The organism is Sporichthya brevicatena (genome assembly GCF_039525035.1).
In the GTDB taxonomy this organism is placed as follows: Bacteria; Actinomycetota; Actinomycetes; order Sporichthyales; family Sporichthyaceae; genus Sporichthya; species Sporichthya brevicatena.
This window is the reverse complement of record NZ_BAAAHE010000004.1, coordinates 32,432-58,887: the sequence shown is the minus strand read 5'-3', so window position 1 is coordinate 58,887 and position 26,456 is coordinate 32,432. Positions and strand designations below refer to the sequence as shown.

27 protein-coding genes are annotated in these 26,456 nt (G+C 70.8%); 12 read left to right on the top strand and 15 right to left on the bottom strand.

Annotated features, from left to right (window positions below):
- Positions 1 to 69 precede the first annotated feature (69 nt).
- Both rocD and ddaH read right to left on the bottom strand, forming a co-directional pair.
- Positions 70 to 1,287, bottom strand: coding sequence for an ornithine--oxo-acid transaminase (rocD, locus tag ABD401_RS01610; protein WP_344600873.1), 1,218 nt, complete (start codon positions 1,285 to 1,287; stop codon positions 70 to 72).
- A gap of 28 nt (positions 1,288 to 1,315) precedes the next feature.
- A complete protein-coding gene (ddaH, locus tag ABD401_RS01605) occupies positions 1,316 to 2,221 on the bottom strand; it encodes a dimethylargininase (RefSeq protein ID WP_344600871.1) in 906 nt (301 codons plus the stop codon).
- A gap of 205 nt (positions 2,222 to 2,426) precedes the next feature.
- Here ddaH and ABD401_RS01600 point away from each other — a divergent pair, with 205 nt between their 5' ends.
- The gene (locus tag ABD401_RS01600; RefSeq protein ID WP_344600869.1) at positions 2,427 to 3,005 is read left to right on the top strand and encodes a dienelactone hydrolase family protein; all 579 of its coding nucleotides are present in this window, start codon (positions 2,427 to 2,429) and stop codon (positions 3,003 to 3,005) included.
- A 92-nt stretch (positions 3,006 to 3,097) separates the two neighbouring features.
- Here the strand turns inward: ABD401_RS01600 and ABD401_RS01595 are convergent, their stop codons facing one another.
- The 4 genes from ABD401_RS01595 to mshB form a co-directional block, all read right to left on the bottom strand.
- The gene (locus ABD401_RS01595; protein WP_344600867.1) at positions 3,098 to 3,556 is read right to left on the bottom strand and encodes an Lrp/AsnC family transcriptional regulator; all 459 of its coding nucleotides are present in this window, start codon (positions 3,554 to 3,556) and stop codon (positions 3,098 to 3,100) included.
- Positions 3,557 to 3,568: 12 nt separating this feature from the next.
- Positions 3,569 to 5,479 carry a VanW family protein gene (locus tag ABD401_RS01590; protein WP_344600865.1) on the bottom strand — a complete coding sequence of 637 codons (1,911 nt, stop codon included), beginning with the start codon at positions 5,477 to 5,479 and terminating at the stop codon, positions 3,569 to 3,571.
- Positions 5,480 to 5,594: 115 nt separating this feature from the next.
- The gene (locus ABD401_RS01585) at positions 5,595 to 6,053 is read right to left on the bottom strand and encodes a DUF6113 family protein (protein WP_344600863.1); all 459 of its coding nucleotides are present in this window, start codon (positions 6,051 to 6,053) and stop codon (positions 5,595 to 5,597) included.
- Between the two features lie 68 nt (positions 6,054 to 6,121).
- On the bottom strand, positions 6,122 to 7,012 hold the full coding sequence (mshB, locus tag ABD401_RS01580; protein ID WP_344600861.1) for an N-acetyl-1-D-myo-inositol-2-amino-2-deoxy-alpha-D-glucopyranoside deacetylase: 891 nt from the start codon (positions 7,010 to 7,012) through the stop codon (positions 6,122 to 6,124).
- 151 nt (positions 7,013 to 7,163) lie between these two features.
- Here mshB and ABD401_RS01575 point away from each other — a divergent pair, with 151 nt between their 5' ends.
- From ABD401_RS01575 to ABD401_RS01560, 4 genes are all read left to right on the top strand, one after another.
- Positions 7,164 to 8,102 (top strand): hypothetical protein, encoded by a 939-nt coding sequence (locus ABD401_RS01575; protein ID WP_344600859.1) that lies wholly within the window; start codon positions 7,164 to 7,166, stop codon positions 8,100 to 8,102.
- A 67-nt stretch (positions 8,103 to 8,169) separates the two neighbouring features.
- The gene (locus ABD401_RS01570) at positions 8,170 to 9,099 is read left to right on the top strand and encodes a hypothetical protein (RefSeq protein ID WP_344600857.1); all 930 of its coding nucleotides are present in this window, start codon (positions 8,170 to 8,172) and stop codon (positions 9,097 to 9,099) included.
- 42 nt (positions 9,100 to 9,141) lie between these two features.
- Positions 9,142 to 11,265 (top strand): S9 family peptidase, encoded by a 2,124-nt coding sequence (locus ABD401_RS01565; RefSeq protein WP_344600855.1) that lies wholly within the window; start codon positions 9,142 to 9,144, stop codon positions 11,263 to 11,265.
- Positions 11,266 to 11,274: 9 nt separating this feature from the next.
- Positions 11,275 to 11,775 (top strand): OsmC family protein, encoded by a 501-nt coding sequence (locus ABD401_RS01560; RefSeq protein ID WP_344600853.1) that lies wholly within the window; start codon positions 11,275 to 11,277, stop codon positions 11,773 to 11,775.
- Positions 11,776 to 11,777: 2 nt separating this feature from the next.
- On the opposite strand, the gene ABD401_RS01555 is transcribed toward ABD401_RS01560, so the two are convergent.
- Both ABD401_RS01555 and typA read right to left on the bottom strand, forming a co-directional pair.
- Positions 11,778 to 12,056, bottom strand: coding sequence for a hypothetical protein (locus ABD401_RS01555; protein WP_344600851.1), 279 nt, complete (start codon positions 12,054 to 12,056; stop codon positions 11,778 to 11,780).
- Between the two features lie 68 nt (positions 12,057 to 12,124).
- Entirely contained in the window at positions 12,125 to 13,999 is a 1,875-nt protein-coding gene (gene typA, locus ABD401_RS01550; RefSeq protein ID WP_344600849.1) for a translational GTPase TypA, read from the bottom strand.
- A 149-nt stretch (positions 14,000 to 14,148) separates the two neighbouring features.
- On the opposite strand from typA, the gene ABD401_RS01545 reads away from it, so the two are divergent.
- Positions 14,149 to 14,637, top strand: coding sequence for an FBP domain-containing protein (locus ABD401_RS01545; RefSeq protein WP_344600847.1), 489 nt, complete (start codon positions 14,149 to 14,151; stop codon positions 14,635 to 14,637).
- A gap of 141 nt (positions 14,638 to 14,778) precedes the next feature.
- Here ABD401_RS01545 and ABD401_RS01540 read toward each other — a convergent pair whose 3' ends face one another.
- From ABD401_RS01540 to ABD401_RS01530, 3 genes are read right to left on the bottom strand one after another with little or no spacing between them, the layout of a single operon-like run.
- Positions 14,779 to 15,396 carry a TetR/AcrR family transcriptional regulator gene (locus ABD401_RS01540; RefSeq protein WP_344600845.1) on the bottom strand — a complete coding sequence of 206 codons (618 nt, stop codon included), beginning with the start codon at positions 15,394 to 15,396 and terminating at the stop codon, positions 14,779 to 14,781.
- A 9-nt stretch (positions 15,397 to 15,405) separates the two neighbouring features.
- The gene (locus tag ABD401_RS01535; RefSeq protein ID WP_344600843.1) at positions 15,406 to 16,146 is read right to left on the bottom strand and encodes an ABC transporter permease; all 741 of its coding nucleotides are present in this window, start codon (positions 16,144 to 16,146) and stop codon (positions 15,406 to 15,408) included.
- Complete coding sequence (locus ABD401_RS01530; RefSeq protein WP_344601127.1) at positions 16,146 to 16,862, bottom strand: ABC transporter ATP-binding protein; 717 nt, start codon at positions 16,860 to 16,862, stop codon at positions 16,146 to 16,148. Before ABD401_RS01530 ends, ABD401_RS01535 begins: the two co-directional genes overlap by 1 nt.
- A gap of 81 nt (positions 16,863 to 16,943) precedes the next feature.
- Between ABD401_RS01530 and ABD401_RS01525 the strand changes: the two genes are divergently transcribed.
- The gene (locus tag ABD401_RS01525; RefSeq protein ID WP_344600841.1) at positions 16,944 to 17,498 is read left to right on the top strand and encodes a GNAT family N-acetyltransferase; all 555 of its coding nucleotides are present in this window, start codon (positions 16,944 to 16,946) and stop codon (positions 17,496 to 17,498) included.
- A complete protein-coding gene (locus ABD401_RS01520) occupies positions 17,495 to 18,142 on the top strand; it encodes a pyridoxamine 5'-phosphate oxidase family protein (protein ID WP_344600839.1) in 648 nt (215 codons plus the stop codon). Before ABD401_RS01525 ends, ABD401_RS01520 begins: the two co-directional genes overlap by 4 nt.
- A gap of 2 nt (positions 18,143 to 18,144) precedes the next feature.
- Here ABD401_RS01520 and ABD401_RS01515 read toward each other — a convergent pair whose 3' ends face one another.
- From ABD401_RS01515 to ABD401_RS01500, 4 genes are all read right to left on the bottom strand, one after another.
- Positions 18,145 to 18,705, bottom strand: a complete 561-nt coding sequence (locus ABD401_RS01515) for a sugar O-acetyltransferase (RefSeq protein ID WP_344600837.1) — start codon at positions 18,703 to 18,705, stop codon at positions 18,145 to 18,147.
- 85 nt (positions 18,706 to 18,790) lie between these two features.
- Complete coding sequence (locus ABD401_RS01510; protein ID WP_344600835.1) at positions 18,791 to 18,955, bottom strand: hypothetical protein; 165 nt, start codon at positions 18,953 to 18,955, stop codon at positions 18,791 to 18,793.
- Positions 18,955 to 20,223, bottom strand: a complete 1,269-nt coding sequence (locus tag ABD401_RS01505; protein ID WP_344600833.1) for a class I SAM-dependent methyltransferase — start codon at positions 20,221 to 20,223, stop codon at positions 18,955 to 18,957. Before ABD401_RS01505 ends, ABD401_RS01510 begins: the two co-directional genes overlap by 1 nt.
- 10 nt (positions 20,224 to 20,233) lie before the next feature.
- Entirely contained in the window at positions 20,234 to 21,598 is a 1,365-nt protein-coding gene (locus ABD401_RS01500; RefSeq protein ID WP_344600831.1) for an FAD-binding oxidoreductase, read from the bottom strand.
- Between the two features lie 29 nt (positions 21,599 to 21,627).
- Between ABD401_RS01500 and ABD401_RS01495 the strand changes: the two genes are divergently transcribed.
- The 4 genes from ABD401_RS01495 (at position 21,628) to ABD401_RS01480 (ending at position 26,423) form a co-directional block, all read left to right on the top strand.
- Positions 21,628 to 22,665: a hypothetical protein gene (locus ABD401_RS01495; protein WP_344600830.1), complete on the top strand. Its 1,038-nt coding sequence runs from the start codon at positions 21,628 to 21,630 to the stop codon at positions 22,663 to 22,665.
- A gap of 320 nt (positions 22,666 to 22,985) precedes the next feature.
- On the top strand, positions 22,986 to 23,780 hold the full coding sequence (locus ABD401_RS01490; RefSeq protein WP_344600828.1) for a hypothetical protein: 795 nt from the start codon (positions 22,986 to 22,988) through the stop codon (positions 23,778 to 23,780).
- Between the two features lie 10 nt (positions 23,781 to 23,790).
- On the top strand, positions 23,791 to 25,611 hold the full coding sequence (locus ABD401_RS01485) for a fumarate reductase/succinate dehydrogenase flavoprotein subunit (RefSeq protein ID WP_344600826.1): 1,821 nt from the start codon (positions 23,791 to 23,793) through the stop codon (positions 25,609 to 25,611).
- Positions 25,612 to 25,613: 2 nt separating this feature from the next.
- Positions 25,614 to 26,423, top strand: coding sequence for a succinate dehydrogenase/fumarate reductase iron-sulfur subunit (locus ABD401_RS01480; RefSeq protein WP_344601125.1), 810 nt, complete (start codon positions 25,614 to 25,616; stop codon positions 26,421 to 26,423).
- Positions 26,424 to 26,456: the final 33 nt, after the last annotated feature.

Genomic DNA, 26,456 nt, shown 5'->3' with positions numbered 1-26,456 from the left:
CCTTTTTTGACACGGGTCCGGCCGGGTCCGGCCGGGTCTGGCCAGGTTCCGCCGGGCGGGGGCGTCGGGTCAGCCGCGGAGGGCCTCGGCGAGGCGGGCGACGGCCCAGTCGATCTCGTCGCCGGTGATGACCAGCGGCGGGGCGAGGCGGATCGTCGAGCCGTGGGTGTCCTTGGCGAGGACGCCGAGGTGCATCAGCCGCTCGCAGATCTGCCGACCGGTGCCGACGGCGGGGTCGATGTCGATGCCGGCCCACAGGCCGCGGCCGCGGACGGCGGTGACGCCCATCGACGTCAACTCACCGAGGCCGTCGTGCATCCGGGCGCCGTGGACGCGGGCCCGCTCCTGGAACTCGCCGGTCGCGAGCAGCCGGACGACGGCGCGGCCGACGGCGCAGGCGAGCGGGTTGCCGCCGAACGTCGAGCCGTGCTGACCCGGCTTCAGAACACCGAGGACGTCGGCGTCCGCGGCCACCGCGGACACCGGCACGATGCCGCCGCCGAGGGCCTTGCCGAGCAGATACATGTCCGGGACGACGTTCTCGTGGTCGCAGGCGAACAGTGCACCCGTTCGGCCCAGCCCGGACTGAATCTCGTCGGCGACGAACAGGACCCCGCGCCGCGTGCAGATCTCGCGGACCGCGGTCAGGTAGCCCGCCGGCGGGACGAGGACGCCGGCCTCGCCCTGGATCGGCTCGATCAGCACCGCGACGGTGTTGTCGTCGATCGCGGACTCGATGGCCGCGGCGTCGCCGTAGGGCACGACGGTGAAGCCCGGGGTGAACGGGCCGAAGTTGTCGCGCGCGTCGGGGTCGGTCGAGAACGAGACGATCGTCGTCGTGCGGCCGTGGAAGTTGTCCGCAGCGACGATGATGTTCGCGCAGTCGCGGGCGACGCCCTTGACCTCGTAGCCCCACTTGCGGGCGACCTTGATGGCGGTCTCGACGGCCTCGGCGCCGGTGTTCATCGGCAGCACCATCTGCTTGCCGGCGAGGTCACCGAGCTCCGCGCAGAATTCGTAGAGCCCGTCGTGGTCGAACGCGCGGCTGGTCAGCGTCAGCCGGTCCAGCTGGTCACGCGCCGCGGCCAGAAGCTCGGGGTGGCCGTGACCGAAGTTCAGCGCCGAGTACGCCGCGAGGCAGTCCAGGTAGCGCTTGCCGTCGACGTCGGTCACCCAGGAACCGGCCGCCTCGTGCACCACGACCGGGAGCGGGTGGTAGTTGTGCGCGCAGCGGTCGCGCAGGTCGGCACGGTCCGCGGCAGCGGTGCGCGCAGCGGGGACGGTCATCGGGCACCTCCGAGCGCGCGGGGCGAGGTCATGAACGCAGTTCCAGGGTGCAGCACTTGGGACCTCCGCCGGACTTCTTGAACTCGGACAGCTCGACGGGCACGGGATCGTAGCCCCGCTCGCGCAGCGCCGCGGCGAAGCGAACGCTCTCGACGGGAACGACGACGTGCTTGCCGTCGGAGACCGAGTTCATCGCGAACGTCGCGGCCTCGTCGGCGTCGACGGTGATCGCGTCCGGGAACATCCGGCGCAGGACTGCGTTGCTGCCCGGCGAGAACGCGCCCGGGTAGTACGCGATGTCGTGGTCGCCGAGGACGGCGATGGCGGTGTCGAGGTGGTAGTAGCTCGGGTCCACCAGCTGCAGCGAGATCACCGGCTTGCCGAAGAACTCCTGCGCCTCGCCGTGCGCCATGCGCGAGGTCCGGAACCCGGTGCCGGCGAGGAGAACGGTGTCGAGGTCGAGGAAGTCGCCCTCCCCCTCGTTGACGGTGCTCGTCGAGCCGAAGTCCGAGAACATCCCGGTCGCGCGCAGCCACTCCAGGTACGCGGGGCCCTCGGGCTGGCGCTCGGCCGCGAGGAAGCTGGCGCCGAGCACCTTGCCGTCGACGACGAGTGCGCCGTTCGCGGCGAAGACCATGTCGGGCAGGCCGGGCACGCCCTCGATGACGTCGACGGTGTGGCCGAGCGCGCGGTAGGCGTCGCGCAGGCCCTCCCACTGCCGCATCGCCAGGTCGGTGTCGACGGGCTCGCCGGTCGGGTCCATCCACGGGTTGATCGCGTAGGTGACCTCGAAGTGGGTCGGCCGGCACATCAGGTAGTGCCGCGGACGCGCGACGCGGACGCCGGGCAGCGTGGTGACGGTGGCCGGGCCGGTCGTGGCACCGGAGGCGGGAGCCGGGATCGCGGGAGTCCCGGTCACGTGAGGCATCGTCATACCTACGACGGTAGGAAGCGATCACGCCCGCGTCAGGTCAAAGCGTTGCGCGTGGGCGTCGTTTCGTTGCGTTCTGACGCAACGAATCGACGCGATGGACCGCGGGCCCCCGTTATGTCCGAGTCGGTAACACGAGCGGAACTTTCGACCCGCCGCAGCGGGGTCAGCCGCGCCGCCCGACGCGCGACCCGGCAGGATCTTCCCCATGGCCCACATCGCGCTGTTCCACTCGATCCTCGGCGTCCGCCCCGGCGAGCTCGACGGTGCCCGCCGCCTCACCGAGGCCGGGCACGAGGTCCGCGTCGTCGACCAGTACGACGGCGAGGTCTTCGACGACTACGAGGACGCCACCGCGTTCGCCCGCACCGTCGGCTACCACGAGCTCATCGGCCGGGCCCTGGCCTCGACACTCGACCTCCCCGACGGCTTCGTCGCGCTCGGGTTCTCCAACGGCGCCGTGATGGCGCAGTACGTCGCGCTCCAGCGCCCCGTCAGCGGCGTCGTGCTGGTGTCCACCGCCGTCGAACTCGCCGAGATCGGCGGGAACGCCTGGCCCTCCGAGGTCGCCGTCCAGCTCCACCACGCGATGGACGACCAGTGGAAGGAGCCGCAGCAGATGATCGACTTCGTCGGTCAGGTCCAGCAGGCCGGCGCCGACATCGACGTGTTCGACTACCACGCCGGCGGCCACCTGTTCACCGACCCGTCCAAGGCCGACGAGTACGACGAGGCGGGCACGGAGCTGTTCTGGGAGCGGACCCTCGCCTTCTGCTCCGCCCGCTGACCCCGCCGCCGCGGCGCCCGGTGAAAAAAAGGGTGACACCCCTTACTGCGCAGTAAGGGGTGTCACCCTTTTTTTCACATCAGGGAGGGCCGTCAGGCGAGGCCGCTGCTCTCCGTGCGGCGAAGCAGCGAGGACATCACGATCGACGAGCGGGTGCGGGTGACGAAGCGCTCGGCGGCGATCTGTTCCACCACCCGCTCGAGGTGCTTGATGTCGCGGGCGAGGACGTGGAGGAGCGCGTCGGCGTCACCGGTGACGGTCGAGGCGGAGACGACCTCGGGGAACCGGGCCACGGCGGCGCGGATCTTCTCCGGGGACGTGCGGCCCTCGCAGTAGAGCTCGACGAAGGCCTCGGTCGTCCAGCCGAGCGCGGCAGGGTCGACGACCGCGGTGAAGCCGCGGATCGCCCCGGTGGACCGCAGCCGGTCCACGCGCCGCTTCACGGCAGGGGCGGACAGGCCGATCTCCTCGCCGATGTCGGCGTAGCTGGTGCGCGCGTCGGCCTGCAACGCCGCGACGATCTGCGCGTCCAACGGGTCGAGGTCCGGCACGTCAGCCTCCGGTCAGTCCGGCACCACGTCGTCGTCGCCACCGATGGGCAGCGGCGGGGCCGAGGACGACGTCGTCGGGCTCGCGGACGGCGACGGCTCCGGCTTGGGCGTCGGGGTCGACTTCGGCGGCTTCGGCGTGCGGGACGGGCTCGGGTCGGGCGACTCGCTCGACCCCGGCGTCGGCGACTTCGTGCCCTTGCCCGGCTCGACGCAGACGATCCGGTCGGTCGGGAAGTAGTGGGTGTCGTAGGTCTCCCGCTTCGCCTCCTCGCCGTCCTTGAAGAAGACGCGCGTGACGGTGATGTCGAAGCCGTCGACCGGCGACTGCGGCTCGCAGTCCGGGTCCTCGGACTCGACCGTCTTCGGCGAGACGATGTTGCGCCGCGGCGACGAGATCGACTCGATCTTGTCCCACACCTTGGTGCCCCACATCGAGACCTCGATGGAGCCGACCTTGTGGTTCGCCTGGATGTAGACGGGGTGCCCGGAGTCGTTCTGGAAGCGCAGGTCCTTGCTCGGCCAGGCGACCGTTGCCTCGCGGCCGGCCGGGTACCGGCCGATGTAGAGGCTGTGCGGGTGGTGCTCGATGTCCTTGAGCCCGGCGAAGAACGCGGCGTTGTACGTCGTCGTCGCGGACTGCGAGACCCCGCCACCGAGGTCCTCGATGAACTGACCGTTCTTGATGATGTAGCCGCGGACGAACCCGTTCTTGACGGTCCGTTCGCCGACGGTCTTGTTCAGGCTCCAGATCTCGTCGGGCATGACGATCGAGCCGTTGATCTTCTCCGCCGCCCGGCCGATGTTCGTCACGCGGTAGGCCGCGTACGGGTACTCGGTCTTGAAGCTGGAGAGCTTGTCCTTGATGCCGAGCGCCTCGGCGTCGGCGGTGCTGAACTTCGGCGCCTGCGTGCGCGCACCGGCGTCCACCGTGCGCGGCCCGTCGCCGACGAGGACGTCCGCGAGCTTGTCGCCGAGCACCCCGGGGTCGAGCACGATCCCCGCGCGGCTCGGGACGATCTCGACCGTCTCCTCATCCTCGTTGAACTTGAACTTCGCGTCCCGCGGCGGGCGGCCGAGGTCCTCGACCTTGTCCTCGAGGCTGTCGACCAGACCCTCGGCGTCGACGACCAGGCGCAGGTCGCCGTCGGCGGGCTCGGTCGACAGGAACGGCCCGAACTGCGCCGGCGTCAGCTCGACGGAGTTCTTGGCGACGGTGATCGTCACCGGCCCGGACATGGCCCGAGCGCCGATGCCCGCGAGTGCGCGGTCGACGGCGGCCTGGTCGATCTCCGGCTGCACGTCGACGATCGGCGCTGCGACCTCGGCCTCACCGGCGAGGAACGCGTCGGTCAGCGCCGCGGCGACGGCCTCGTCGTCCAGCCCGCGGCCGGGGATGGGCGCGATCGGCTTGGCGACGCCGGTGGAGAAGTCCAGCCCGCCCTCGACGAACCCGAGGCTGACCTCGTCGTTCATCTCCTCGACGGCGGTGTTCAGGGTCTCGGTGTCGATCGCCGGCACCGGGTCGATCTCCCGGCCCGCGCCGAAGAGCGTTTTGATCGCACGGAACGGGGACGCCCAGCCCTCGCGGGCCTTCGCCGCGGTGGCCTCGATGTCGATGTCGAGGCCGAGGTCGCCGGTCGGCCGCGTCAGGCGTTTGTCCGCGGCGACAACGGTCATCGCGTCGGGGAGCCGCTCGGGCAGCGCCACGGACAGGTGCGTCCGGGCGTCCTCGACCGACTTCCCGCCGATCGCGATGCCGAGCACCTCGGTGTTGCGCGGAATGTTGCCCCCGGTCGTCGCCACGGCGACGCCGTACAGCAGCCCGACGGCGGCGACGGCCCCGCCGGCGACGATCCCGACACGCAGTGCGGTCCGGCGCCCGCCGGACCCACCGGACGAGACAGCCGGGGTGGACTCGGTCACGAAACCTGCTCCCCTTGAAGGCGCGTGGCCACCAGCCCCGCCGAACGACTACGCCGACAAGTACACCAAACCTTCGCGACGCGGACGGAGGGCCCGGGTGTTCGCCGCGCCGGGGTCACGCGGGAGGTGACTTCGGGTCCGTGCTCGCGGCAGGGGTCGGCAGCGTGGCGAACGGGAGGGAGGACACCACCGCGAGCACCGTGACACCGCCGAACAGGTACAGGTAGCCCGCGAGGTCGGCGGCGATGATCACATCGCCCTCCGGGCGGCCGGCGGTGAAGACGAGGACGCTGATCACCCAGCCCGCGGCGAGCGTCCCCACCGCGAGACGGCTGCGCGTGAGCATCCCCGCGCTGAGCGCGACCGCCCCGAGCACGACGAGGACGAACACGCACCCGAGCGGCCAGCGCACGCCGGCGAAGACCGTCCGCGCCTGCAGGAACGAGCCCCCGGCCCCGAGGACGAACCCCAGCGCCGCCAGCCCCACGGCCGTCCCCAGCACCACCGGGAGCGGCTGGGTCGCGTGCGGCGGCGGAGCCTTCGCGGGAGCCTTCGCGGCAGCCTTCGCGGCCACACTCGCGGCAGCCTTCGCGGGAGTCTTCGCCGGGCCCTTGCGGCCCGTGGCGCCGGACGGTTTCGGGCTCACAGGCCCGCGAACAGGTCGGACTCGGAGCCGTCGGCCGGGGCGGGGACGGTGCCGCCGACGAGGCGGAAGCACTCGACGCCCCAGATCTTCTGCCCCAGGTGGTTCGAGAGGGCGAAGAACGGGCCGTCGACGGTGATCTGGGTGGCGTGGGCGCGCATCGCGGCCATCTTGGCCTCGATGTACTCCTCGCCCTCGACGAACGTGGTGACGAGCTCGTCGGGCACGCCCATGCCGAGGTCCTCGACCCGCTCGACGCCGTTGAAGAACTCGGTGTCCCCGGCTGCCCGGAGCGCGTCGATGCCGGACTGCAGGAACGAGAACGGGATCGCGTACCAGTAGATCTTCGCGACGGTCCACGCCTCGCCCAGGTCGGGCCGGAACGCGGGGTCGGCGGCGAGCTCGGCGGCCCGCATCGTCACCCGGTGGGCCTGGATGTGGTCGGGGTGGCCGTAGCCGCCGTTCTCGTCGTAGGTCACGAGCACCTGGGGCCGGACCTCGCGCAGCACCTCGACCAGGTGCGCGGCGGCCTCGTCCACCTCGGCCCGCCAGAAGCAGTTCTCGCGGTCGTTGGACGGCACGCCCATCATCCCGGAGTCCCGGTACCGGCCGGGGCCGCCGAGGAACCGGGAGTCGGTGACGCCGAGGGCCGCCATCGCGGCGGCGAGTTCGGTGATGCGGTGCGGGCCGAGGGCGTCGTCGCGATCGGCGGCGAGGTGGGCGAGTTCGGGGACGAGGACCTCGCCCTCCTCCCCCAACGTGCAGGTCACGAGCGTGACGTGCGCGCTCTCGGCGGCGTACTTGGCCATCACGATCCCACTGTTGATCACCTCGTCGTCCGGGTGGGCGTGGACGAGGACGATCCGGCGGTCGGCGGTCGGGGCGGGCATGGGCGGAATCTAGTCGACCCACCTGACGCCGGCGGTGCGGCGGCCCGGGCCGCCCGGCCCCCTCCGGACGGTGGACCGGGAGCGTGCACGTATTGCTCGGGTATCGGGGGGAACGTACCGTTTAGGTAATCCTCAGTTTCGGAGTCGTCCCATGTCCCGGTTCGCCGTCCGTTCCCTGTCTGCGGGGGTCCTCGCGGGCGCCCTGTCGCTGCCGCTCGCGGCGCCGGCCGCCGCCGCGCCCGCCGGCTCGCCGCTGGGCGCCGAGACCACGCTCGTGACCAGCGGGCTCGCGTTCGGCGGCTTCACCTACCCGCTGGCGAGCGGCAAGAAGGTGACGATCGAGCGGCACGTCCTCGACCCGGGCGAGATCGTCCGCTGGGAGGGCGAGGGCACGACGGTCGCGATCAACCAGAGCGGCCCGTTGCAGCACTTCCCGTCGTGCCGGAGCACGCAGCTCTGGCGCGCCTTCCCCGCCTACTACAACGTGCGCTCGAAGCAGCTCGGCACGGTCTCGGGCGTGACGGTGAATCAGGGCAAGGTCCCGGTCGTGCTGTTCACGATCACCTCCGAGGTGGTCGGCGCCGTACAGAACGAGAACCAGATCCACCGGCACTCGGGCGACGAGATCCCGGAGATCGGCGACGTCGGCGAGAACAACGACGGCGCGCCCGTCGACCCGGTCGTCCCGGCCTACGGCTGCCCGGACGGCGCGCTGGCCGACACCGAGACCCTCGCCGAGGGCGTGTTCACCGGCGCCCCGCCGCGCCTGGACCTCGTCGACCACAACCAGATCGCGATCTATCGCCACCGCGTCCCCGCCGGGTACAACAGCGGGTTCTTCTCCCCCTACGACGTCACGTTCGCGATCCCCGTCGCCGGCGAGATCACGACTCAGCACGAGTGCACGGACGACACGGTCCGCCGGCCCGGGGAGGCGTTCGCCCTCGACCCGCACGTGCTGGTCCGCGCCGCGGAGGCCGCGGAGTACGTGACGGTCGCCTGGAACATCCAGAACGGATTCCCGGTCGACCGGCCGCTCTACGTGCCGGAACTGCCGCCGACCGACTGTCCCGACGCGGTGCTCCGGTAGGCGCGTCTTGTCCCGGTTCGGGACGGAACGTACCGTCGAAGGAATCCTCAGCTTCGGGAGTTGTTGCATGCGCCGATCCGTCCTCGCCCCGCTCCTCGCGGGTGCCCTGGCCCTGTCGGTGACCGCGCCCGCGGCGGCGGAGGAGGCAGCGCCGATCGGCGGCGTCAACGTGGTCATCGGCGGCGTCGCGTTCGGCGACTTCACCTACCCGGTCGAGGCCGGCAGGCGGATCACGGTCCAGCGGCACGTCCTGGACCCCGGCGAGATCGTCACCTGGAAGGGGCCCTCGACCGTCGTCGCGATGCACGGCAACGAGGACGGGCTCCTGCAGAACTACCCGAACTGCAACTCCGTCCAGAACTGGCGGCCGTACCCGGCGTACTACGTCGCGCGGTCCAAGGACGCCGGGACGCTGCGCGGCGTCACCCACAACCCGTCGTCGGTGACGATCGAGTTCTACACCGTGCAGTCCGAGGCGATCGGTGTCCCGCAGAGCGACGGCCAGCTGCACCGCGAACCGACGTCCCCGCAGGCCGGCGACATCCTCGCCGGCGAGGAGCCGAACCCGGGCGGGATCGGCGACCCGATCACCGCGGCCAACGGCTGCCCGACCGGCGTGGAGGGCGAGACGACCGAGTTGGCGTCCGCGGTCATGGATTCCTCGGCCGGCATCGACCTCACCGACCACACGCAGATCGTCGTGTACCGCCACCAGGTCCCGGCGGGGTTCTCCAGCGGTTGGCACTCCCCGTACTGGCCGACGCTGGTGGTCCCGGTCGCCGGGCAGCTCGACGTCTCCCACGGGTGCAACGACGGCAGCGCCTACCCGGTGGGCAAGGGTTTCCGCGCCGAGGGCCCCCTGCTGATCCGCAGCTCCGGCGCGGCCGAGTACCTCTCGATCACCTGGAACATCCAGAACGGCTTCCCGATCGACCTGCCGTTCTACCTGCCCGAACCGCCCCCGACGAGCTGCCCGGAGACCGCGCTCCCGCTCTGACGTGTCGGTCCCCGACCCCGGGCGTCCTGGTTGGATGCGCCCATGAGCACCGAGTCCTTCCCGCGCCTGTCCGCCCGTACCCAGCGCTTCACGCTCGGCATGCCGCGCAACTTCGCGGTGGCGCCGGACGGCAGCCGGATCGTGTTCCTGCGCTCGGCCTCCGGGACCGACCGGACCACGCTGCTCTGGGTCGCGGACGTCCGGGCCGACGGACTCACCGAACGAGTCGTCGCGGACCCGCGCAACCTGTTCTCCGGCGACGAGGAACTCTCCGACGCCGAGCGCGCCCGGCGCGAGCGGGCCCGGGAGGGCGCCGGCGGCGTGGTCGGGTTCGCCACCGACGGGACGGTGTCGGTCGCGGCCTTCGTGCTCTCCGGCGGGCTCTACGTCGCCGACCTCGGGACCGGCGAGGTCCGGGCTCTCGCCGCCACGGAGCCGGTCTTCGACCCCCGCCCCGACCCGACGGGCCGTCAGATCGCTTACGTCTCCGGCGGTGCGGTGCGTGTGATCGATGTCGACGGCACGAACGACCGCGCGGTGCCGGGTCAGGACCCGGGGGACGACGTCTCGTGGGGTCTCGCCGAGTTCGTCGCGGCCGAGGAGATGGGCCGGTTCCGCGGGTACTGGTGGTCCCCCGAGGGCGACGCCCTGCTCGTCGCGCGCACCGACAACGCGCCGGTCCAGCGTTGGCACATCGCCGACCCGGCGCACCCCGGCCGCGCCCCGCACGAGATCGCCTACCCGGCCGCCGGCACGCCCAACGCCCGCGTGAGCCTGCACCTGCTCCGCCTCGACGGCAGCGCGGTCGAGGTCCGCTGGGACGCCGAGCAGTACGAGTACCTGCCGGTCGTGCACTGGTCGGGCAACGGGAACCCGCTGCTGCTGGTGCAGACCCGCGACCAGCGCCGGACGCAGATCCTGGAGGTCGACCCCAGCACCGGGGCGACCATCGGCCTGCACACCGAGACCGATCCGGTGTGGATCGACCTGATCGACGGCGTCCCGGCCTGGTCGGGCGACGGTGAGCTGATCCGGGCCGCCGACTCCGGGGACACCCGTCGCCTGTTCGTCGGCGCCCGCATGGTCTCCGGCGACCTGCAGGTGCGGTCGGTGCTCGGCAGCCTGAACGGCGACGCGCTGTTCGCCGCCTCGGCCGACGAGCCGACCGAGATCCACATCTACAAGGCCTCCCCCGACGGGCCCGTCCGCCTCTCGCGCACGGCCGGCGTGCACGTCGCGGCCGCGGGCGGGTCCGTGCTCGTGCTGGCCTGCGCGTCGCTGGACTGGGCCGGCCGCCGGACGCTCGTGTTGCGCGACGGCCACCTCGTCGGCGAGATCGCGTCCTCGGCGCTGACGCCGCCGGTCACCCCCGCCCCGCGACTGCTGCACGCCGGACCGCGGGCGATCCGCACCGCACTGCTCCTGCCGACGGGGCATCAGCCGGGGACCCGGCTGCCGGTACTGATGGACCCCTACGGCGGCCCGCACGCCCAGCGCGTCACCGCGGCGCGCAATGCGTTCAACGAGTCGCAGTGGTGGGCGGACCAGGGCTTCGCGGTCGTCGTCGCCGACGGCCGCGGGACACCCGGCCGCGGCACCTCCTGGGAGCGCGCGATCGCGGGCGACGTCGCCGCTCCCGTGCTCGAGGACCAGATCGAGGCGCTGCACGCCGCCGCCGAGCAGTGCCCGGACCTCGACACCACCCGCGTCGCGATCCGCGGTTGGTCCTTCGGCGGCTACCTCGCCGCCCTCGCCGTCCTGCTGCGGCCCGACGTCTTCGGCGCGGGCATCGCCGGGGCTCCCGTCACCGACTGGGCGCTCTACGACACCCACTACACCGAGCGGTACCTCGGCACCCCCGCCGGGAACCCGGAGAACTACGCGCGCACCTCGCTCGTCACCGCCGGGGCGCTGACCCCCGCGGTGGAGAAGGCCGTCGCCGCGGGACCCCACCGGCCGCTGCTGATCGTCCACGGCCTCGCCGACGACAACGTCGTCGCGGCCCACACCCTGCAGCTCTCCTCGGCCCTGCTCGCCGCCGGCCGGCCGCACCAGGTGCTCCCGCTCTCCGGGGTCACCCACATGACCCCGCAGGAGGTCGTCGCCGAGAACCTGCTGCTGTTCCAGCTCGACTTCCTGCGCGGCGCCCTGGGCCTCACGACCTAAGGTGCGGAGATGGACAAGACCGCTCTCCAGGAGATCCAGGCTCCGCTGAAGGACCGGTACCGGACCGAGCCGACGGCAGCACAGATCACGCTGTCCGCCGACGGGACGCTGGACGACGGCATCGCCTGCTCGGTGCAGACCGGGAAGGCCCTCGTCGAGGCCGGGCTGCACCCCGCGACCGGCGGCGACGGGTTGCAAGCCTGCTCCGGCGACATGCTGCTCCAGGCCCTGGTCGCCTGCGCCGGCGTGACGCTGCGCGCGGTCGCGACGTCCCTGGAGATTCCGATCCGGGGCGGCATCCTGCGTGCCGAGGGCGACCTCGACTTTCGCGGGACACTCGGGGTCGCGAAGGACGCCCCGGTGGGGTTCACCGCGATCCGGCTGTCGATCGACGTCGACACCGACGCCGACGCCGACCAGCTCGCGACGCTGCTGAAGCTGACCGAGCGCTACTGCGTCGTCTACCAGACCCTGGCGGGCAACCCCGCCCTGACGGTCTCGCTCTCCTGATGTCAGACGTCGGCGACCGGGTGGACCTCGGTCACGGCGCCGGAGGCCTCGAGGAGGTGCTGGGCGGCGGCGCGGTCCGGGTCGGCCCGGAAGCCGGCGAACGCGTCCGCCGAGGCGAAGTGGACGACGTGGACCTCGACGGTCCCGTCCGCGGTGCGCAGGCGCCGCTGCAGCTCCCCGGAGTGCCGGGTCAGCAGCGGGAGCACCGCAGCCTCGTAGGCGTCGAACGCCGCCACTCCCTCGGCCGGGATGTGCGCGATCAGGACGAGCGTCAGGCTCATCGCCGTTCCACCCCCGTTACGTCAGCGGGATCGCGCGTCATGGCGCTCGATCCCGCTGACGTTACGCGTCAGGACTGGGCGAGGGCGGACTTCGCCGCGCGGCCGCGGGTGCGCTCGCGGATCTTGCCGTCGAGCTCGACCTTGCGCAGGCGCACCGCGTTCGGGGTGACCTCGATGCACTCGTCCTCGCGGCAGAACTCCAGCGCCTGCTCGAGCGACAGGATGCGCGGCGGCACCAGGCGCTCCAACTCGTCACCGGTCGAGGAGCGCATGTTGGTGAGCTTCTTCTCCTTGCAGATGTTGACGTCCATGTCGTCGGCGCGGGCGTTCTCGCCGACGATCATCCCCTCGTAGACATCGGTGCCCGGGGTGACGAACATCGTCCCGCGCTCCTGCAGGTTGAACATCGCGAACGAGGTCGCGACGCCGGTGCGGTCCGCGACGAGCGAGCCGGAGGGCCGGGTCCGCAGCTCGCCGTGCCAGGGCTCGTAGCGGTCGAAGACGTGGTGCAGCAGGCCGGTGCCGCGGGTCTCGGTGAGGAACTCGGTGCGGAAGCCGATCAGGCCGCGGGCCGGGACGCGGTACTCCATGCGGACCCAGCCGGTGCCGTGGTTGACCATCTGCTCCATACGGCCCTTACGCAGGCCGAGCAGCTGCGTCACGACGCCGACGTACTCCTCCGGCACGTCGATCGTCATGTGCTCCATCGGCTCGCAGAGCTTGCCGTCGATCTCGCGGGTCACGACGCGCGGCTTGCCGACGGTCAGCTCGTAGCCCTCGCGACGCATCATCTCGACCAGCACCGCGAGCTGGAGCTCGCCGCGGCCCTGCACCTCCCAGGTGTCGGGACGCTCGGTCGGCAGGACCCGGATCGACACGTTGCCGATCAGCTCGGCGTCGAGGCGGTTCTTCACCAGACGGGCCGTCAGTTTCGTGCCGCCGGAGCGGCCGGCGAGCGGCGAGGTGTTGATACCGATCGTCATCGAGATCGACGGCTCGTCGACGGTGATGAGCGGCAGCGGGATGGGGTTCTCCGGGTCGGCGAGCGTCTCGCCGATCGTGATGTCCTCGATGCCGGCGATGGCGATGATGTCGCCCGCCGACGCGCTGTCGGCCGGCACGCGCTCGAGCGCGTCGGTGAGGAACAACTCGGTGATCTTCACGCGCTGGACCGAGCCGTCCGTCCGGCACCAGGCGACCTGCTGGCCCTTGCGAATCGTGCCCTCGTGCACCCGGCAGAGCGCGAGGCGGCCGAGGTACGGCGACGCGTCGAGGTTCGTCACGTGCGCCTGCAACGGCGCGCCCTCGGTGTAGGTCGGGGCCGGGATCGCCTCCATGATCGTGTTCATCAGCGGGCGCAGGTCCGTCGAGTCCGGCATGGAGCCGTCGGCGGGACGCGTCAGCGACGCCAGTCCGGCCTTGGCCGAGGCGTAGACGATGGGGAACTCGATCTGGTGCTCGTCGGCGTCGAGGTCGAGGAAGAGCTCGTAGACCTCGTCGACGACCTCGGCGATGCGGGCGTCGGGGCGGTCCACCTTGTTGATGCAGAGCACGACCGGGAGCTTCTTCTCCAGGGCCTTGCGCAGCACGAAACGCGTGCCGGGCAACGCGCCCTCGGAGGCGTCGACGAGGAGAACGACACCGTCGATCATCTCGAGCCCGCGCTCGACCTCACCGCCGAAGTCGGCGTGGCCGGGGGTGTCGATGATGTTGATCGTCAGCGGGGTGCCGTCGTCCGCGACCCACTTCACGGCCGTGTTCTTGGCCAGGATCGTGATGCCCTTCTCCCGCTCCAGGTCCATCGAGTCCATGACGCGGTTGTTGACGTCCTGACCCTCGCGGAAGGCGCCGGCCTGCCACAGCATCTTGTCGACCAACGTGGTCTTGCCGTGGTCGACGTGGGCGACGATCGCCACGTTGCGCAGATCGGAGCGGACGGACACGCGAAACTCCTGACGAAAGAAACCGGGATTGATCCCATTCTCCTGTACCCACGGGGGTGTTCCCGACCACGCGAGCGGCTTAATCACGTGCAGTGACGACGGATCGCCTCGTACCGTTGCTCGGTCCACCACCGTCCAGGAGTGCCGTTATGCGCCCGCTCACGGCGACCGAGATCGCCGAATCCTTCGTCAACTGCACCCGCGGCGAGGTCAAGTCGATGACGCCGATCCGCGGTTTGGCCGACGTGGACTGGGAAGTTCGCGAGTTCCTCGGCTGGCGCGACCCCAAGGCGCCGGCGCGGGCGTACCTCGTCACGGTCCGCAACGACCGACCGCTGGGTGTCGAGTTGCGCGCGACGACGGAGTCCCGTCCGGGGCACGGGAGCGCGCTGTGCGACATCTGTCACACCGCCCATCCCGCCGACTCGGTGGGCCTGTTCGTGGCCCGCAAAGCGGGACAGCGCGGCCGGGACCACCACACGGTCGGCACGTACATCTGTGCCGATCTGGCGTGCCCGCTGTACGTCCGCAAGCTCCGGCCGGTCACCCTCCCCCAGGGCGAGACCGCCCCGCCGGAGGAGCGCGCCCGCCGGCTCCAGCGTCGCCTCGACGCGTTCCTGGACCGCGTCCTCACCTGACGCCGGTCCGACGCCGGCCTGACGCCGGACCGACGCCGGTCCGACGCCGGTCCGACGCCGGTCTGACACCGCCTCAGGCCTGTGGAAAAGAAAGGGTGACACCCCTTACTGCGCAGTAAGGGGTGTCACCCTTTCTTGACATCAGGCGGCGAAGTAGCCGCGGATCGCGGGGAGCATCCGCTCGATCACCTCGTCCTCGGCGGCAGAGGCGAGCGGTTCGACGCCGATCACGTACCGCATCAGTACGACGCCGATGATGTGCGCCGCGGCGAGGTTGACGCGCAGCGCGAGGTCGGGGGCGGGCGGCAGGTGCTCGGCGACGCGGGAGAACAGGGCCTGGGCGACGAACGCACGCATCATCTCCGCCGCGGTCTCGCTGCCGGTCGCCGACCGCAGCAGAGCGAGGAACGGCGCCCGGGAGTCGGCCTCACGCCAGATCGAGAAGATGAACCGGACCATCCGCTCGGCGACCTCGTCGGGGTCGGCGGCCTCGGCGAAGACGCGCGGCAGGACCTCCGCCGGGTTGAACGGCAGCTGCATCGCGGCGACGAACACCGCCTCCTTCCCCCCGGGGAAGTAGTGGTGCACGAGGGCGGGGTCGACGGCGGCCGCGCGCGCGATGCCGCGCAGGCTGACGGCGTCGTAGCCGGAGGCGGCGAACTCGCGCCGGGCGGCGTCGAGGATCAGCTCGGCCTTGTTGGCCGCTCCCCCGGCGGGCCGGCCGCGGCCGCGCCGGGGACGTTCAGCTGCTGCGGGCACCGCAGGACTCTAGGCCGACTGCCGGCGCAGGGTCGCGGCGCCCGCGGCGAGGGCGAGCAGCGCACTGCCGCCGACGACGGCGAGGTCGCGCCCGATCTGTCCGGTCAGACCGCCGCGCTGCATCGACTGATTCATCGCGTCGACGGCGTAGGACAGCGGCAGGACGTCGGACACCGCGTTGAGCACGCTGTCGAGCTGCGACCGCGGCACGAACATCCCGCACAGGAACAGCTGCGGGATGACGACGGCCGGCAGCAGCTGCACCGCCTGGAACTCGGTACGCGCGAAGGCGCTGGCGAACAGACCGGCCGCGGCGCCGAACACCCCGACGACGGCCGCCGACAGGAACAGCGCCCAGCCGCCCTTGGTCTCGGCGTCGACGCCGTAGAGCGTCATGGTGAGCAGCGCCGCGATGCCCGACTGCACGATCGCGACGAGCCCGAACGCCAGGCCGTAACCGAGGAGCAGGTCGAGCTTGTTCATCGGCGTCGTCAGCAGCCGTTCCAGCGTCCCGGCGCGGCGCTCGCGCAGCGTCGCCACCGACGTCACCACGAACATGACGACGAACGGCAGGATGCCGAGCAGTTGCGGCCCCACGCGGTCGAAGCGACCCGGGATGTCGCTGTAGACCCAGCACATCAGGCCGAGCAGTGCGGACGGCAGCACCAGCAGCATCGCCACGGTCCGGTGGTCGCGACCGAGCTGGAGGAGGACCCGGCGCGCCGTGGCCAGCGTGATCTGAGGGTTCATCAGGCCGCCACCTCCTGCTCGCCGAGCACCGCGAGGAACGCGGCCTCCGCCGAGGTCGTGCCCGTCCGGGCCAGCAGCGCCTCGCGGGTGTCCGCGGCGAGCACGGCGCCGTCGCGCATCAGGATCAGGTGGTGGCAGTGCTCGGCCTCGTCCATGACGTGACTCGAGACCAGCAGGGTCGTGCCGGCCGCCGCGAGCTCACCGAAGAACGCCCAGAGGCGCCGACGCAGCAGCGGGTCGAGCCCGACCGTCGGTTCGTCCAGGATCAGCAGCGCCGGCCGCCCGACCAGCGCCGACGCGAGGGAGACCCGCGCCCGCTGGCCCCCGGAGAGCTGGTCGACCCGACGCCCGGCCAGCTCCCCCAGGTCGACGGCCGTCAGCGCCGCGAAGACCGCGTCCGCCCCGGCGCCGACCATGCTCGCGAAGTAGCGCACGTTCTCGACGACGGTCAGGTCGCCGTACACCGACGGAGCCTGCGTCACGTAGCCCACCTGCGAGCGCAGTTCCGGCGCCCCGGCCGGGTGCCCGAGGACCGTCACGCTCCCCGCGAAGCGCTGCACGCCGACGATCGTCCGCATCAGCGTGGTCTTGCCGCAGCCGCTCGGGCCCAGCAGTCCGGTGATCGACCCGGCCGGCACCCCGACCCCGTCGACCGTCAGCACCCGCCGGCCTCCCCGGGTCACGGCGAGGTCCCGCAGCTCAACCGCCAAATTCATCATGTGATGAATATAGGCCCGGCGATGCGGGTCACGTCAAATGCGTCGCCCGCGGCGCCGGTCGGGGGCGAGGATGACGCCGTGCAGAAACTCCCCGACGGATTCCGGCTCCGGCTCGCGACGGTCGACGACGCCGAGGCTCTCCAGAAGCTGATCACCGCCTCGGTCGAGGCGATCTTCCCCGCCTTCTACGACGCCGAGCAGACCGCCAGCGGACTGACGTACATCGGCGTCCTCGACCTCGCCCTGGTCCAGGACGGGACCTACTTCGTCGTGCAGGCGCCCGACTCCTCGATCGCCGCCTGCGGCGGGTGGAGCCGGCGCGACAAGCTCTTCAACGGCGCCCAGGCGACCGGCACCGAGGCGCGGCTGCTCGACCCGGCGACCGAGCCGGCCCGGGTCCGCGCGATGTTCGTGCACGGGGACTGGACGCGCCGCGGGCTCGGGACGCGGATCCTCGAGGCCTGCGAGGACGCCGCCCGGGCCGAGGGGTTCACCGAGCTCGCACTCATGGCCACGATGCCGGGCCTGCAGCTGTACCGGACCTGGGGTTTCACGAACGAGGACCCCCAGGACCTCGTCATGCCCGACGGCGTCGTCGTCCCGGGCGTCGCGATGACACGGAGGATCTCGTGACCGAACACTTCAACCCCACCGCCCGCACCCGGCCGAACCGGCTCCGTGACCGGGTGCGCGACGAGGTGGCCGCGGTCCACGCGATCCTCGACGGCGGCCCGATCTGCCACGTCGGGTTCGCCGGACCTGACGGACCGTCGGTTCTGCCGACGCTGCACGCCCGCATCGACGACCAGCTGTACCTCCACGGCTCCACCGGAAGCTGGATGCGCCGGGTCGAGAACGCTCCGATCTGCGTGACCGTCACGTGCCTCGACGGCCTCGTCCTCGCCCGCTCGACGTTCCACCACTCGATGAACTACCGCTGCGCGGTCGTCTTCGGCACCGCGCGCACGGTGACCGACACCGACGAGAAGCTGGCCGCCCTCGACGCCCTGGTGGAGCGGGTCTCCCCCGGCCGCTCCGCCGAGGCGCGCGGCCCGAACCCCCGCGAGCTCGCCGCGACGCTCGTCCTCGCGGTCACGATCGACGAGGCCACTGCGAAGATCCGCACCGGCGGCCCGAACGACGACGACGAGGACATGAGCCTCGACGTCTGGGCCGGCGTCGTCCCCGTCCGTACCGTCCTCGGCGAGCCCGAGCCCGACGGGACGCCGCCGCGGGCCCTGCCGGACGGCGCCCTCGCCCCGGTCTGGACCACCTGACGTCACGTAAGTTCGCGCACCACCCGGGCCGGGACGCCGACGGCGAGAACACCGGCTGGGAGGTCCTTGGTCACGACGGAGCCGGCCCCCACGACGGTGTCGGGACCGATCGTGACGCCAGGACAGACGATGACCCCGCCGCCGAGCCACACGTTGTCGCCGATCGTGATCGGCTCGGCGGACTCCCACTTCTCCCGGCGCGGACCCGGTTCGAGCGGATGGGTGGCGGTGAGCAGCTGGACGTTCGGGCCGATCTGGACGTCGTCCCCGATGACCACCGGCGCGACGTCGAGGATCACCAGCCCGAAGTTGGCGAACGTCCGCGCGCCGACCGTCGTCCGGTAGCCGTAGTCGACGAACAGCGGCGGCCGGATCTCGGTGCCCTCACCGATCGCGGCGAACAGCCCGGTCAGGATCTCCCGCCGCCGCTTCGGCTGCGCGACCGACGTGCGGTTGTACGCCTCGGCGAGGGTCATCGCCCGCCGGTTGTCGGCCGCGACCGTCTCGTCGGCGATGTACGGCTCCCCGGCCAGCATCCGGTCGCGCATCGTGCGCTCGTCCATGCAGAGCCCTTACCCGTCGCGCACTGGAGATGTCATCTCCAGTGCAGGGTCACCGTGCACTGGAGATGACATCTTTAGTGCAGGGTCAGCCGCGGCGGAACAGACGGGCGAAGAACCCCGTGCCCGGCTCCTTGGGGTGACCGTCGCACCAGTTGTCGGCGGGAACGGTGGCGCGGACCTGGTCGACGTGGGCGCCGCAGCCGGCCCAGGTGATCTTGGCGCACTGGCGGCACTTCACCGGACGGCACATCAGTTCGTCCAGTCCGGCCGCAGCGGCATGCGCGCGGTGCCGACGTCGTCGCAGCGGACGCCGAGCACCTGGTGGAGCTCGATGAACCGGCAGTCGAACGCGACGCGGCAGGCCGCCATGTAGAGCAGCCAGACGCGGGCGCGGTTCGCGCCGACCTCGGCGACGGCGTCGTCCCAGTTGGCGACGAGGTTGTCGCACCAGCCCTTGAGGGTCATGGCGTAGTGCTCGCGGAGGTTCTCCTCGTGCCGGACCTCGAGCCCGTTGTTCTGCATCGCGGAGACGATGTCGCCGACGCCCTCGAGCTCGCCGTCCGGGAAGACGTAGCGGTCGATGAACTTGCCGGCCTTCGCGGGCTGCGCGGTCGAGGGGCGGGTGATGCAGTGGTTGAGCATCCGTCCGTACGGCCGGAGCTTCCCGCGCAGGAACGAGAAGTACGCCGGCAGCTGCTTGGCGCCGATGTGCTCGGTCAGGCCGATGGAGGACACCGCGTCGAAGCCGTCCTCGGGGACGTCGCGGTAGTCCATGTGCCGGACCTCGCAGAGGTGCTCGAGGCCCTCCTCCTTGATCCGGTTCTGCGCCCACTCGGCCTGTTGCTTCGACAGCGTGACGCCGAGGGCCTGGACGCCGTACTCCTTGGCGGCGTGACGCACCATGCCGCCCCACCCGCAGCCGACGTCGAGCAGACGCATGCCCTCCGTCAGCCCGAGCTTGCGGGCGACGAGGTCGTGCTTGTTCCACTGCGCCTCCTCGAGCGAGGAGTCCGCCTTCGGGAAGGCGGCGCAGGTGTAGGACATCGAGGGCCCGAGGACCCACTCGTAGAAGCGGTTGGAGACGTCGTAGTGGTGCGAGATCGCGCGGCTGTCCCGCAGGCGGGTGTGCCGCAGCACGCCACCCTTGTAGCGGATCTCCTCCGGCGGCGGCTCGACCGGACGCAGGTGCCGGATGCCGAAGTCGCGCAGCATCTCGATCCGGTCGTGCGTCGAGAGCTTCTCGCCGCCGCCCCCGGCGCCGAGGCCGTAGAGGGCGGAGTACAGGTCGCCGTGCACCTTGAGGTGGCCGGTGATGTACGCGCGGGCCAGGCCCAGTTCTCCCGGGGAGCTGAGCAGGTAGCTCAGCGCGGTCGGCGACGCGATCTCGACGGTGACGTCGGCGTCGATCGCGCCGCCCTCACTGCCGTCGAACGCCGTCACCCGCACCGGGACGCGCGGAGTGAGCACGCGGGCGAACACCTCCGCGACCCCCGGCCCGTGACTACCTGGCCGACCCATGCCGTCCTCCTCAGCGATTCCGCACGCACTTGGCGTACAGGTCCAGCAACCGTGCGTCCGGATCGTAAGTCTTCTTCACCACGTCGTACGCCGGCCCGTTGTAGAGCCGCCAGAACTCGTCCTCGGAGTAGAAGGCCGTCGAGTAGAGCGACTTGCGGCCGCCGAGGGAGTCGACGACCTGCTCGATCCGCCGGTTGTTGTGGCCGTCGGACTGTCCCGGCTCGAGGGCGACCGTCGACCAGAACCCGAAGTTCACGTAGAGCGAGTCGGTGAAGCGGTACAGCGGCCAGTCGGCGTTCGGATCGCGCTGCTTGAGCGGGCAGATCCAGAACGGCGTGATCGGCACCTCACGCAGGAAGAAGTCGCAGAACTCCTCCGCGCGACCGATCGGGACCTCGATGTCCTGGACGACGTCCTCACGCGGCGGTCGCCCGCGCATTCGCTCGATGCGCGCGTTGATGTGCGTGCGCCGTTCGAAGGCGACGATCTTCCAGTAGACGTCCGAGCGGAGGTAGCGCCGACCGGCGATCCGCCGCACCCATTTCTTCTGCGCCCCGAACGCCCGCGAGCACCAGAACCAGTCGGTGTCCCACCGCCAGAGGTAGTCCCGAACTGTCAGGAAATCCTCAGCCTTGGTCTGCAGCGAGCGGTAGTAGATCTCGGTCCACGTGTAGTCGGACAGGTACGGCGCCTCGTCGACGAACGTGCCGACGGTCAGGTACTGCTCGTCGCGCGAGAACACGGTCCCGTCGACGAAGTCGACGGGGTGCCCGCCGAGCGTCCGCTCGGTGCAGATCCGGTCCAACTCGGCGAACAGCTTCGCCGGGTCCCGGAAGCGCAGGTGACGCAGCGCCACGAACGGTTTGACCGGCTCGAGCTCGATCTCCAGCCGCAGGGCGTACCCGAGGGTCCCGTAGGAGTTGGGGAACGCCCGGAACAGCTCGGCGTGCTCGTTGTCGGGACGAGCGACGATCACGCGACCGTCGCCGGTGAGGATCTCCATCTCCAGCACGGACTCGTGCGGACAGCCGTTGCGGAACGAGCTGGACTCGATGCCGAGCCCCGTCACGGCGCCGCCGAGGGTGATCGTCTTGAGCTGCGGCACGACCAGCGGCATCAGCCCGTAGGGCAGCGTCGCGTCGACGAGCTGCTCGTACGTGACCATCCCCTCGACCGAGGCGGTGCGGGCCACCGGGTCGACGGCGAGGACGTTCGTGAAGCCGGTGACGTCGAGCCCGGGGGCATCGGTCCTGGCCCGGGGACGGAAGAGGTTGGACGTCTTCTTCGCGAGGCGGACGGGCGCGTCGGGCGGGATGGCCCGGAACTGTTCCACCAGACGCGCCACGCGCTCCGCGTGGCCCGTGGGTTGCTCCATCGGACCATCCTCACCCCTAATGTCGCCCCATGGCGAACCCGGGCCCGGCCGGCACCGGGCGCGACGATGCCCTTCCCGCGGCCCTGCGCGAGGTCGAGACCTGGCTCGCCGACCGCGGTCTGCCGCAGCTCATCGCCGGCTACCGCCCCGTCCGCTCGGTGGTCACGCGCTCCGCGCCGATCGCCTTCGTCCTGATCGCCGCCACCGTCTACGGCGCCACCGTCCGCGACTGGACGTGGTGGGGCATCGCGGCCGCGTGCCTGACCGCCCCGATCGCGGTGGCGCTGGTCTACCTCGCGATCAACTTCGGCGCGGTGCCGCTGACCCGGTGGGCGGCGATTCACCTCGCCCGCGAGCTGACGTCGGTGCTGAGCCTCGGCGCCCGCGCGCTCCCGTTGCTCCTCGTGTTCGGCGTGGTGCTGGTCGTGAACACCGAGGTCTGGCAGATGTCGGCCTCGCTCGGGACGACGTCGCTGGCCGCGGTCGTCGCGCTGTTCGTGCTCGTCGGCGGCGCGCTGCTCACCGTCCGCATCCCGCGCGAGATCCACGGCCTCGAGACCTGGGACGGCCCGGACGACCTGGCGCGCCGGCTGGCCGGGACCCCGGCCGAGCGGCTCGGCTTCACCGGGCCCGGCGCACCCGACTGCCCCGCGCCGCCCCCGCTGCGGCGCCGGCAGTGGGCGAACCTCGGACTCGTCCTGCTCTTCGCCCAGGGCCTGCAGGTGCTGATCGTCGCGGTCACCGTCGGGGCGTTCTTCGCCGGCTTCGGGATGCTCGCGATCACGCCCGCGACCGCGGAGCTCTGGACCGGCGCGGGCCTGGACCGGTGGGCCTCGCTCGACATCGGCGAGCGCGACCTCGTCCTGTCCGGCGAACTCGTGAAGGTGGCGGTGTTCCTCGGCGGTCTCGCCGGGCTGTCCTTCGCGATCTCGGCCGTCACCGACGAGACCTACCGCCGGGAGTTCTTCGACGACGTCCTCGCCGACCTGCGCCAGGTGCTCGCCGTCCGGGCGGCCTACCTCGCGGCGCTACCGCGGCCCGGTGATCGGGACATGACCGGCACGTGACCGGCCGGTAGCGCAGATGTGAGAACTTCCACAACGCGTCGCGGCCGATCGAGGTTCCCGGCGGCGCTGACGCCGCGTCAGACCGGAGCGATCGCGTTCACAAGCGCACGACCTGCACTTATGAGGTAAACCTAACCTGCGATCCGGACTTTGCGCGGGGTCAAGAACCGATCTGTGCAGGTCATCGCGGTGGACAAGACCGACTTGCTCACGTCGACCCAGGTCGAGACGCAGCAGGTCAGTGCGCGATGATGCCGAGCGGCCTGGTCCCCCGCCGGGTCCTGGACCCCCTCGCGAACCCTGCATCAGGAGTACCGCCCATGGCTGGCACCGGAGTCTTCTCCCCCGGCCGGGCGAAGATCGACGCCCGGACTTTGCGCCGGGACCGCTGGTGGCTGGAACCGGCACTGATCTTCGGCCTGCTGTTCACCTTCGTCGTCTACTCGTCCGTCCGGGCGTTCTGGGACACGAACTACTACAACGAGGACACGTCCTTGTTGTCGCCGTTCTACTCCCCCTGCCTCGCTGACGCGTGCGTCGAGGGCTCGACCCACCTGGGCACCCCGGTCGGCGACTGGTGGGCGCTCTCCCCCGCACTGCTCATCCTGATCCTGCCGCTCGGCTTCCGGATGACGTGCTACTACTACCGGAAGGCCTACTACCGGTCGTTCTGGTTCTCCCCGCCGGCGTGCGCCGTCGCGGAGCCGCACAAGAAGTACTCGGGCGAGACGCGCTTCCCGCTGATCTTCCAGAACGCGCACCGCTGGTTCTTCTGGCTCACGCTGCCGTACCCGATCCTGCTGGCCTACGACGCCTACGACTCGGTCCACCACGACGGTGACTGGGGCGTCAGCCTCGGCAGCGCGATCCTGCTGTTCAACGCCCTGCTCCTGCTGGCGTACTCGCTGTCCTGCCACTCGTGCCGGCACATCATGGGCGGCCGCCTCAACCACTTCTCCAAGCACCCGATCCGGTACTGGGGTTGGGTCCAGGTCTCCAAGCTCAACGGCAAGCACATGCAGCTGGCGATGGTGTCCCTGGTGGTCGTGGGCCTGACCGACCTCTACGTCCTGCTGACCGCCAGCGGCGCGTTCACCGACCCGCGCATCGGCTGAGGAGCCATCGATGACTGAACTCGAACGGCACTCCTACGACGTTCTCGTGATCGGGGCCGGCGGTGCCGGCCTCCGCGCGGCCATCGCCGCGCACGAGTCCGGTGCGCGCACCGCGGTCGTCTGCAAGTCGCTGCTGGGCAAGGCCCACACCGTCATGGCCGAGGGTGGCATCGCCGCGGCCATGGGCAACGTCTGGCAGGACGACAACTGGAAGGTCCACTTCCGGGACACCATGCGCGGCGGCAAGATGCTGAACAACTGGCGCATGGCTCAGCTCCACGCTCAGGAGGCCCCCGCCCGCGTGTGGGAGCTCGAGGAGTGGGGCGCGCTGTTCGACCGCACCAAGGACGGTCTGATCAGCCAGCGCGACTTCGGTGGCCACCGCTACGCCCGCCTCGCCCACGTCGGTGACCGCACCGGTTTGGAGATGATCCGCACGCTCCAGCAGCGCGTCGTCGCCCTCGGCATCGATGTCTACATGGAGTGCACGATCACCCGCCTCCTGACCGACGGCACCGGCGAGGAGGCGCACGGCGCCCGTCGCGGCAACATCGCCGGCGCGTTCGGCTACTGGCGCGAGACCGGCCGCTTCATCGCCTTCGAGGCCCCGTCGGTCGTGCTCGCCACCGGCGGCATCGGCAAGAGCTTCAAGGTCACCTCGAACTCCTGGGAGTACTCGGGCGACGGCCACGCACTCGCGGCCCGCGCCGGCGCCACGCTGCTCAACATGGAGTTCATCCAGTTCCACCCGACCGGGATGGTCTGGCCGCCGTCGGTTCGCGGCATCCTCGTCACCGAGTCCGTGCGCGGTGACGGCGGGATCCTGAAGAACAAGGACGGCAAGCGGTTCATGTTCGACTACATCCCGGACTTCTTCAAGGCGGACACCGCCGACAACGAGGCCGAGGCGGACCGCTGGTACGAGGACAAGAAGAACAACCGTCGTCCTCCGGAGCTCCTCCCCCGCGACGAGGTCGCGCGTGCGATCAACGCCGAGGTGAAGGCCGGCCGCGGATCCCCCGCCGGTGGCGCCTACCTCGACATCGCGTCGCGGCGCTCGCCCGAGTACATCCGCAAGCGGCTCCCGTCGATGTACCACCAGTTCAAGGAGCTGGCGGACGTCGACATCACCAAGGAGCCCATGGAGGTCGGCCCGACCTGCCACTACATCATGGGTGGCGTCGAGGTGGAGCCCGACACCGCGGCCGCGACCGTGCCCGGCCTGTACGCGGCCGGTGAGGTCGCCGGTGGCATGCACGGCTCGAACCGGCTCGGCGGCAACTCGCTGTCCGACCTCATCGTGTTCGGCAAGCGCGCGGGTGACGCCGCCGCCGAGTACGCCAAGAGCCACACCGCGCGCATCGCCGACGACCAGCTCGACGTCGCGGCCAAGGAAGCGGTGGCGCCGTTCGAGCGCGAGGGCGGGGAGAACCCCTACGCCCTGCACCAGGAACTGCAGAACACGATGAACACGCTCGTCGGCATCATCCGCGACGCGGACGAGATGTCGGCGGCTCTCGAGAAGCTGCAGGAACTGAAGGCACGCGCGAAGAACCTGTCGGTCGAGGGCAACCGCCAGTTCAACCCGGGCTGGCACCTCGCCATCGACCTGCGGAACATGCTGCTGTGCTCGGAGATGGTCGCCAAGGCCGCTCTCGAGCGCAAGGAGAGCCGCGGCGGGCACACCCGCAACGACTACCCGAAGACGGACCCGGAGTGGGGCACCAAGAACATCATCCTGTCCGAGAAGGACGGTGTGGTTGCGCTGGTGCACAAGCCGCTCCCGGTCATGCCCGATGACCTCAAGGAGCTCTTCGAGGAGCCGAAGTGACGATCACCGAGTCGGCAAACAACCCCAAGGCCTTCCAGCCGGGGGTCGACAAGTCGAAGAGCTACCAGGCCAAGTTCAAGGTCTGGCGCGGCAACTCCGAGGGCGGCGAGCTCAAGGACTACACCGTCGAGGTCAACGAGGGTGAGGTCGTTCTCGACATCATCTTCCGCATCCAGGCGGAGCAGGCCAACGACATGTCGGTCCGCTGGAACTGCAAGGCCGGCAAGTGCGGCTCCTGCTCCGCGGAGATCAACGGCCGTCCGCGCCTGATGTGCATGACCCGCATGTCCTCCCTGCCCCCGGGCGAGGAGGTCGTGGTCACGCCGATGCGGACCTTCCCGGTGATCAAGGACCTCGTCACCGACGTCTCGTTCAACTACGAGAAGGCCAAGCAGATCCCGGCGTTCGCGCCGAAGCCGCGCGAGGCCGACGGCACGTACCGGATGGCGCAGGTCGACGTCGAGCGGGGCCAGGAGTTCCGCAAGTGCATCGAATGCTTCATGTGCCAGAACGTCTGCCACGTCATCCGTGACCACGAGGAGAACAAGCCGGCCTTCGCGGGCCCGCGCTTCTTCATCCGCCTGTCCGAGCTGGACATGCACCCGCTGGACACGAACGACCGGCAGAAGCTCGCGCAGGAGAAGCACGGCCTGGGCATGTGCAACATCACCAAGTGCTGCACCGAGGTCTGCCCCGAGCACATCAAGATCACCGACAACGGGATCATCCCGCTCAAGGAGCGCGTGGTCGACCGCAAGTACGACCCGCTGTTCAAGATCTTCGGTCTGAGCAACAAGAAGACGAACAAGTAAGAGCGCTCGGGACGTCCGAAGATGTGGTCGCAA

Coding starts and splice junctions, on each gene's coding strand:
- ABD401_RS01505 (WP_344600833.1), bottom strand. CDS start 20,223: ATGGGTCGGCCAGGTAGTCACGGGCCGGGGGTCGCGGAGGTGTTCGCC.
- ABD401_RS01555 (WP_344600851.1), bottom strand. CDS start 12,056: ATGAGCCTGACGCTCGTCCTGATCGCGCACATCCCGGCCGAGGGAGTG.
- ABD401_RS01515 (WP_344600837.1), bottom strand. CDS start 18,705: ATGGACGAGCGCACGATGCGCGACCGGATGCTGGCCGGGGAGCCGTAC.
- ABD401_RS01495 (WP_344600830.1), top strand. CDS start 21,628: ATGGCGAACCCGGGCCCGGCCGGCACCGGGCGCGACGATGCCCTTCCC.
- ABD401_RS01500 (WP_344600831.1), bottom strand. CDS start 21,598: ATGGAGCAACCCACGGGCCACGCGGAGCGCGTGGCGCGTCTGGTGGAA.
- ABD401_RS01575 (WP_344600859.1), top strand. CDS start 7,164: ATGTCCCGGTTCGCCGTCCGTTCCCTGTCTGCGGGGGTCCTCGCGGGC.
- ABD401_RS01535 (WP_344600843.1), bottom strand. CDS start 16,146: ATGAACCCTCAGATCACGCTGGCCACGGCGCGCCGGGTCCTCCTCCAG.
- ABD401_RS01600 (WP_344600869.1), top strand. CDS start 2,427: ATGGCCCACATCGCGCTGTTCCACTCGATCCTCGGCGTCCGCCCCGGC.
- ABD401_RS01570 (WP_344600857.1), top strand. CDS start 8,170: ATGCGCCGATCCGTCCTCGCCCCGCTCCTCGCGGGTGCCCTGGCCCTG.
- ABD401_RS01530 (WP_344601127.1), bottom strand. CDS start 16,862: ATGAATTTGGCGGTTGAGCTGCGGGACCTCGCCGTGACCCGGGGAGGC.
- mshB (WP_344600861.1), bottom strand. CDS start 7,012: ATGCCCGCCCCGACCGCCGACCGCCGGATCGTCCTCGTCCACGCCCAC.
- ABD401_RS01545 (WP_344600847.1), top strand. CDS start 14,149: ATGCGCCCGCTCACGGCGACCGAGATCGCCGAATCCTTCGTCAACTGC.
- ABD401_RS01485 (WP_344600826.1), top strand. CDS start 23,791: ATGACTGAACTCGAACGGCACTCCTACGACGTTCTCGTGATCGGGGCC.
- ABD401_RS01510 (WP_344600835.1), bottom strand. CDS start 18,955: ATGTGCCGTCCGGTGAAGTGCCGCCAGTGCGCCAAGATCACCTGGGCC.
- ABD401_RS01565 (WP_344600855.1), top strand. CDS start 9,142: ATGAGCACCGAGTCCTTCCCGCGCCTGTCCGCCCGTACCCAGCGCTTC.
- ABD401_RS01490 (WP_344600828.1), top strand. CDS start 22,986: ATGGCTGGCACCGGAGTCTTCTCCCCCGGCCGGGCGAAGATCGACGCC.
- ABD401_RS01560 (WP_344600853.1), top strand. CDS start 11,275: ATGGACAAGACCGCTCTCCAGGAGATCCAGGCTCCGCTGAAGGACCGG.
- rocD (WP_344600873.1), bottom strand. CDS start 1,287: ATGACCGTCCCCGCTGCGCGCACCGCTGCCGCGGACCGTGCCGACCTG.
- ddaH (WP_344600871.1), bottom strand. CDS start 2,221: ATGACGATGCCTCACGTGACCGGGACTCCCGCGATCCCGGCTCCCGCC.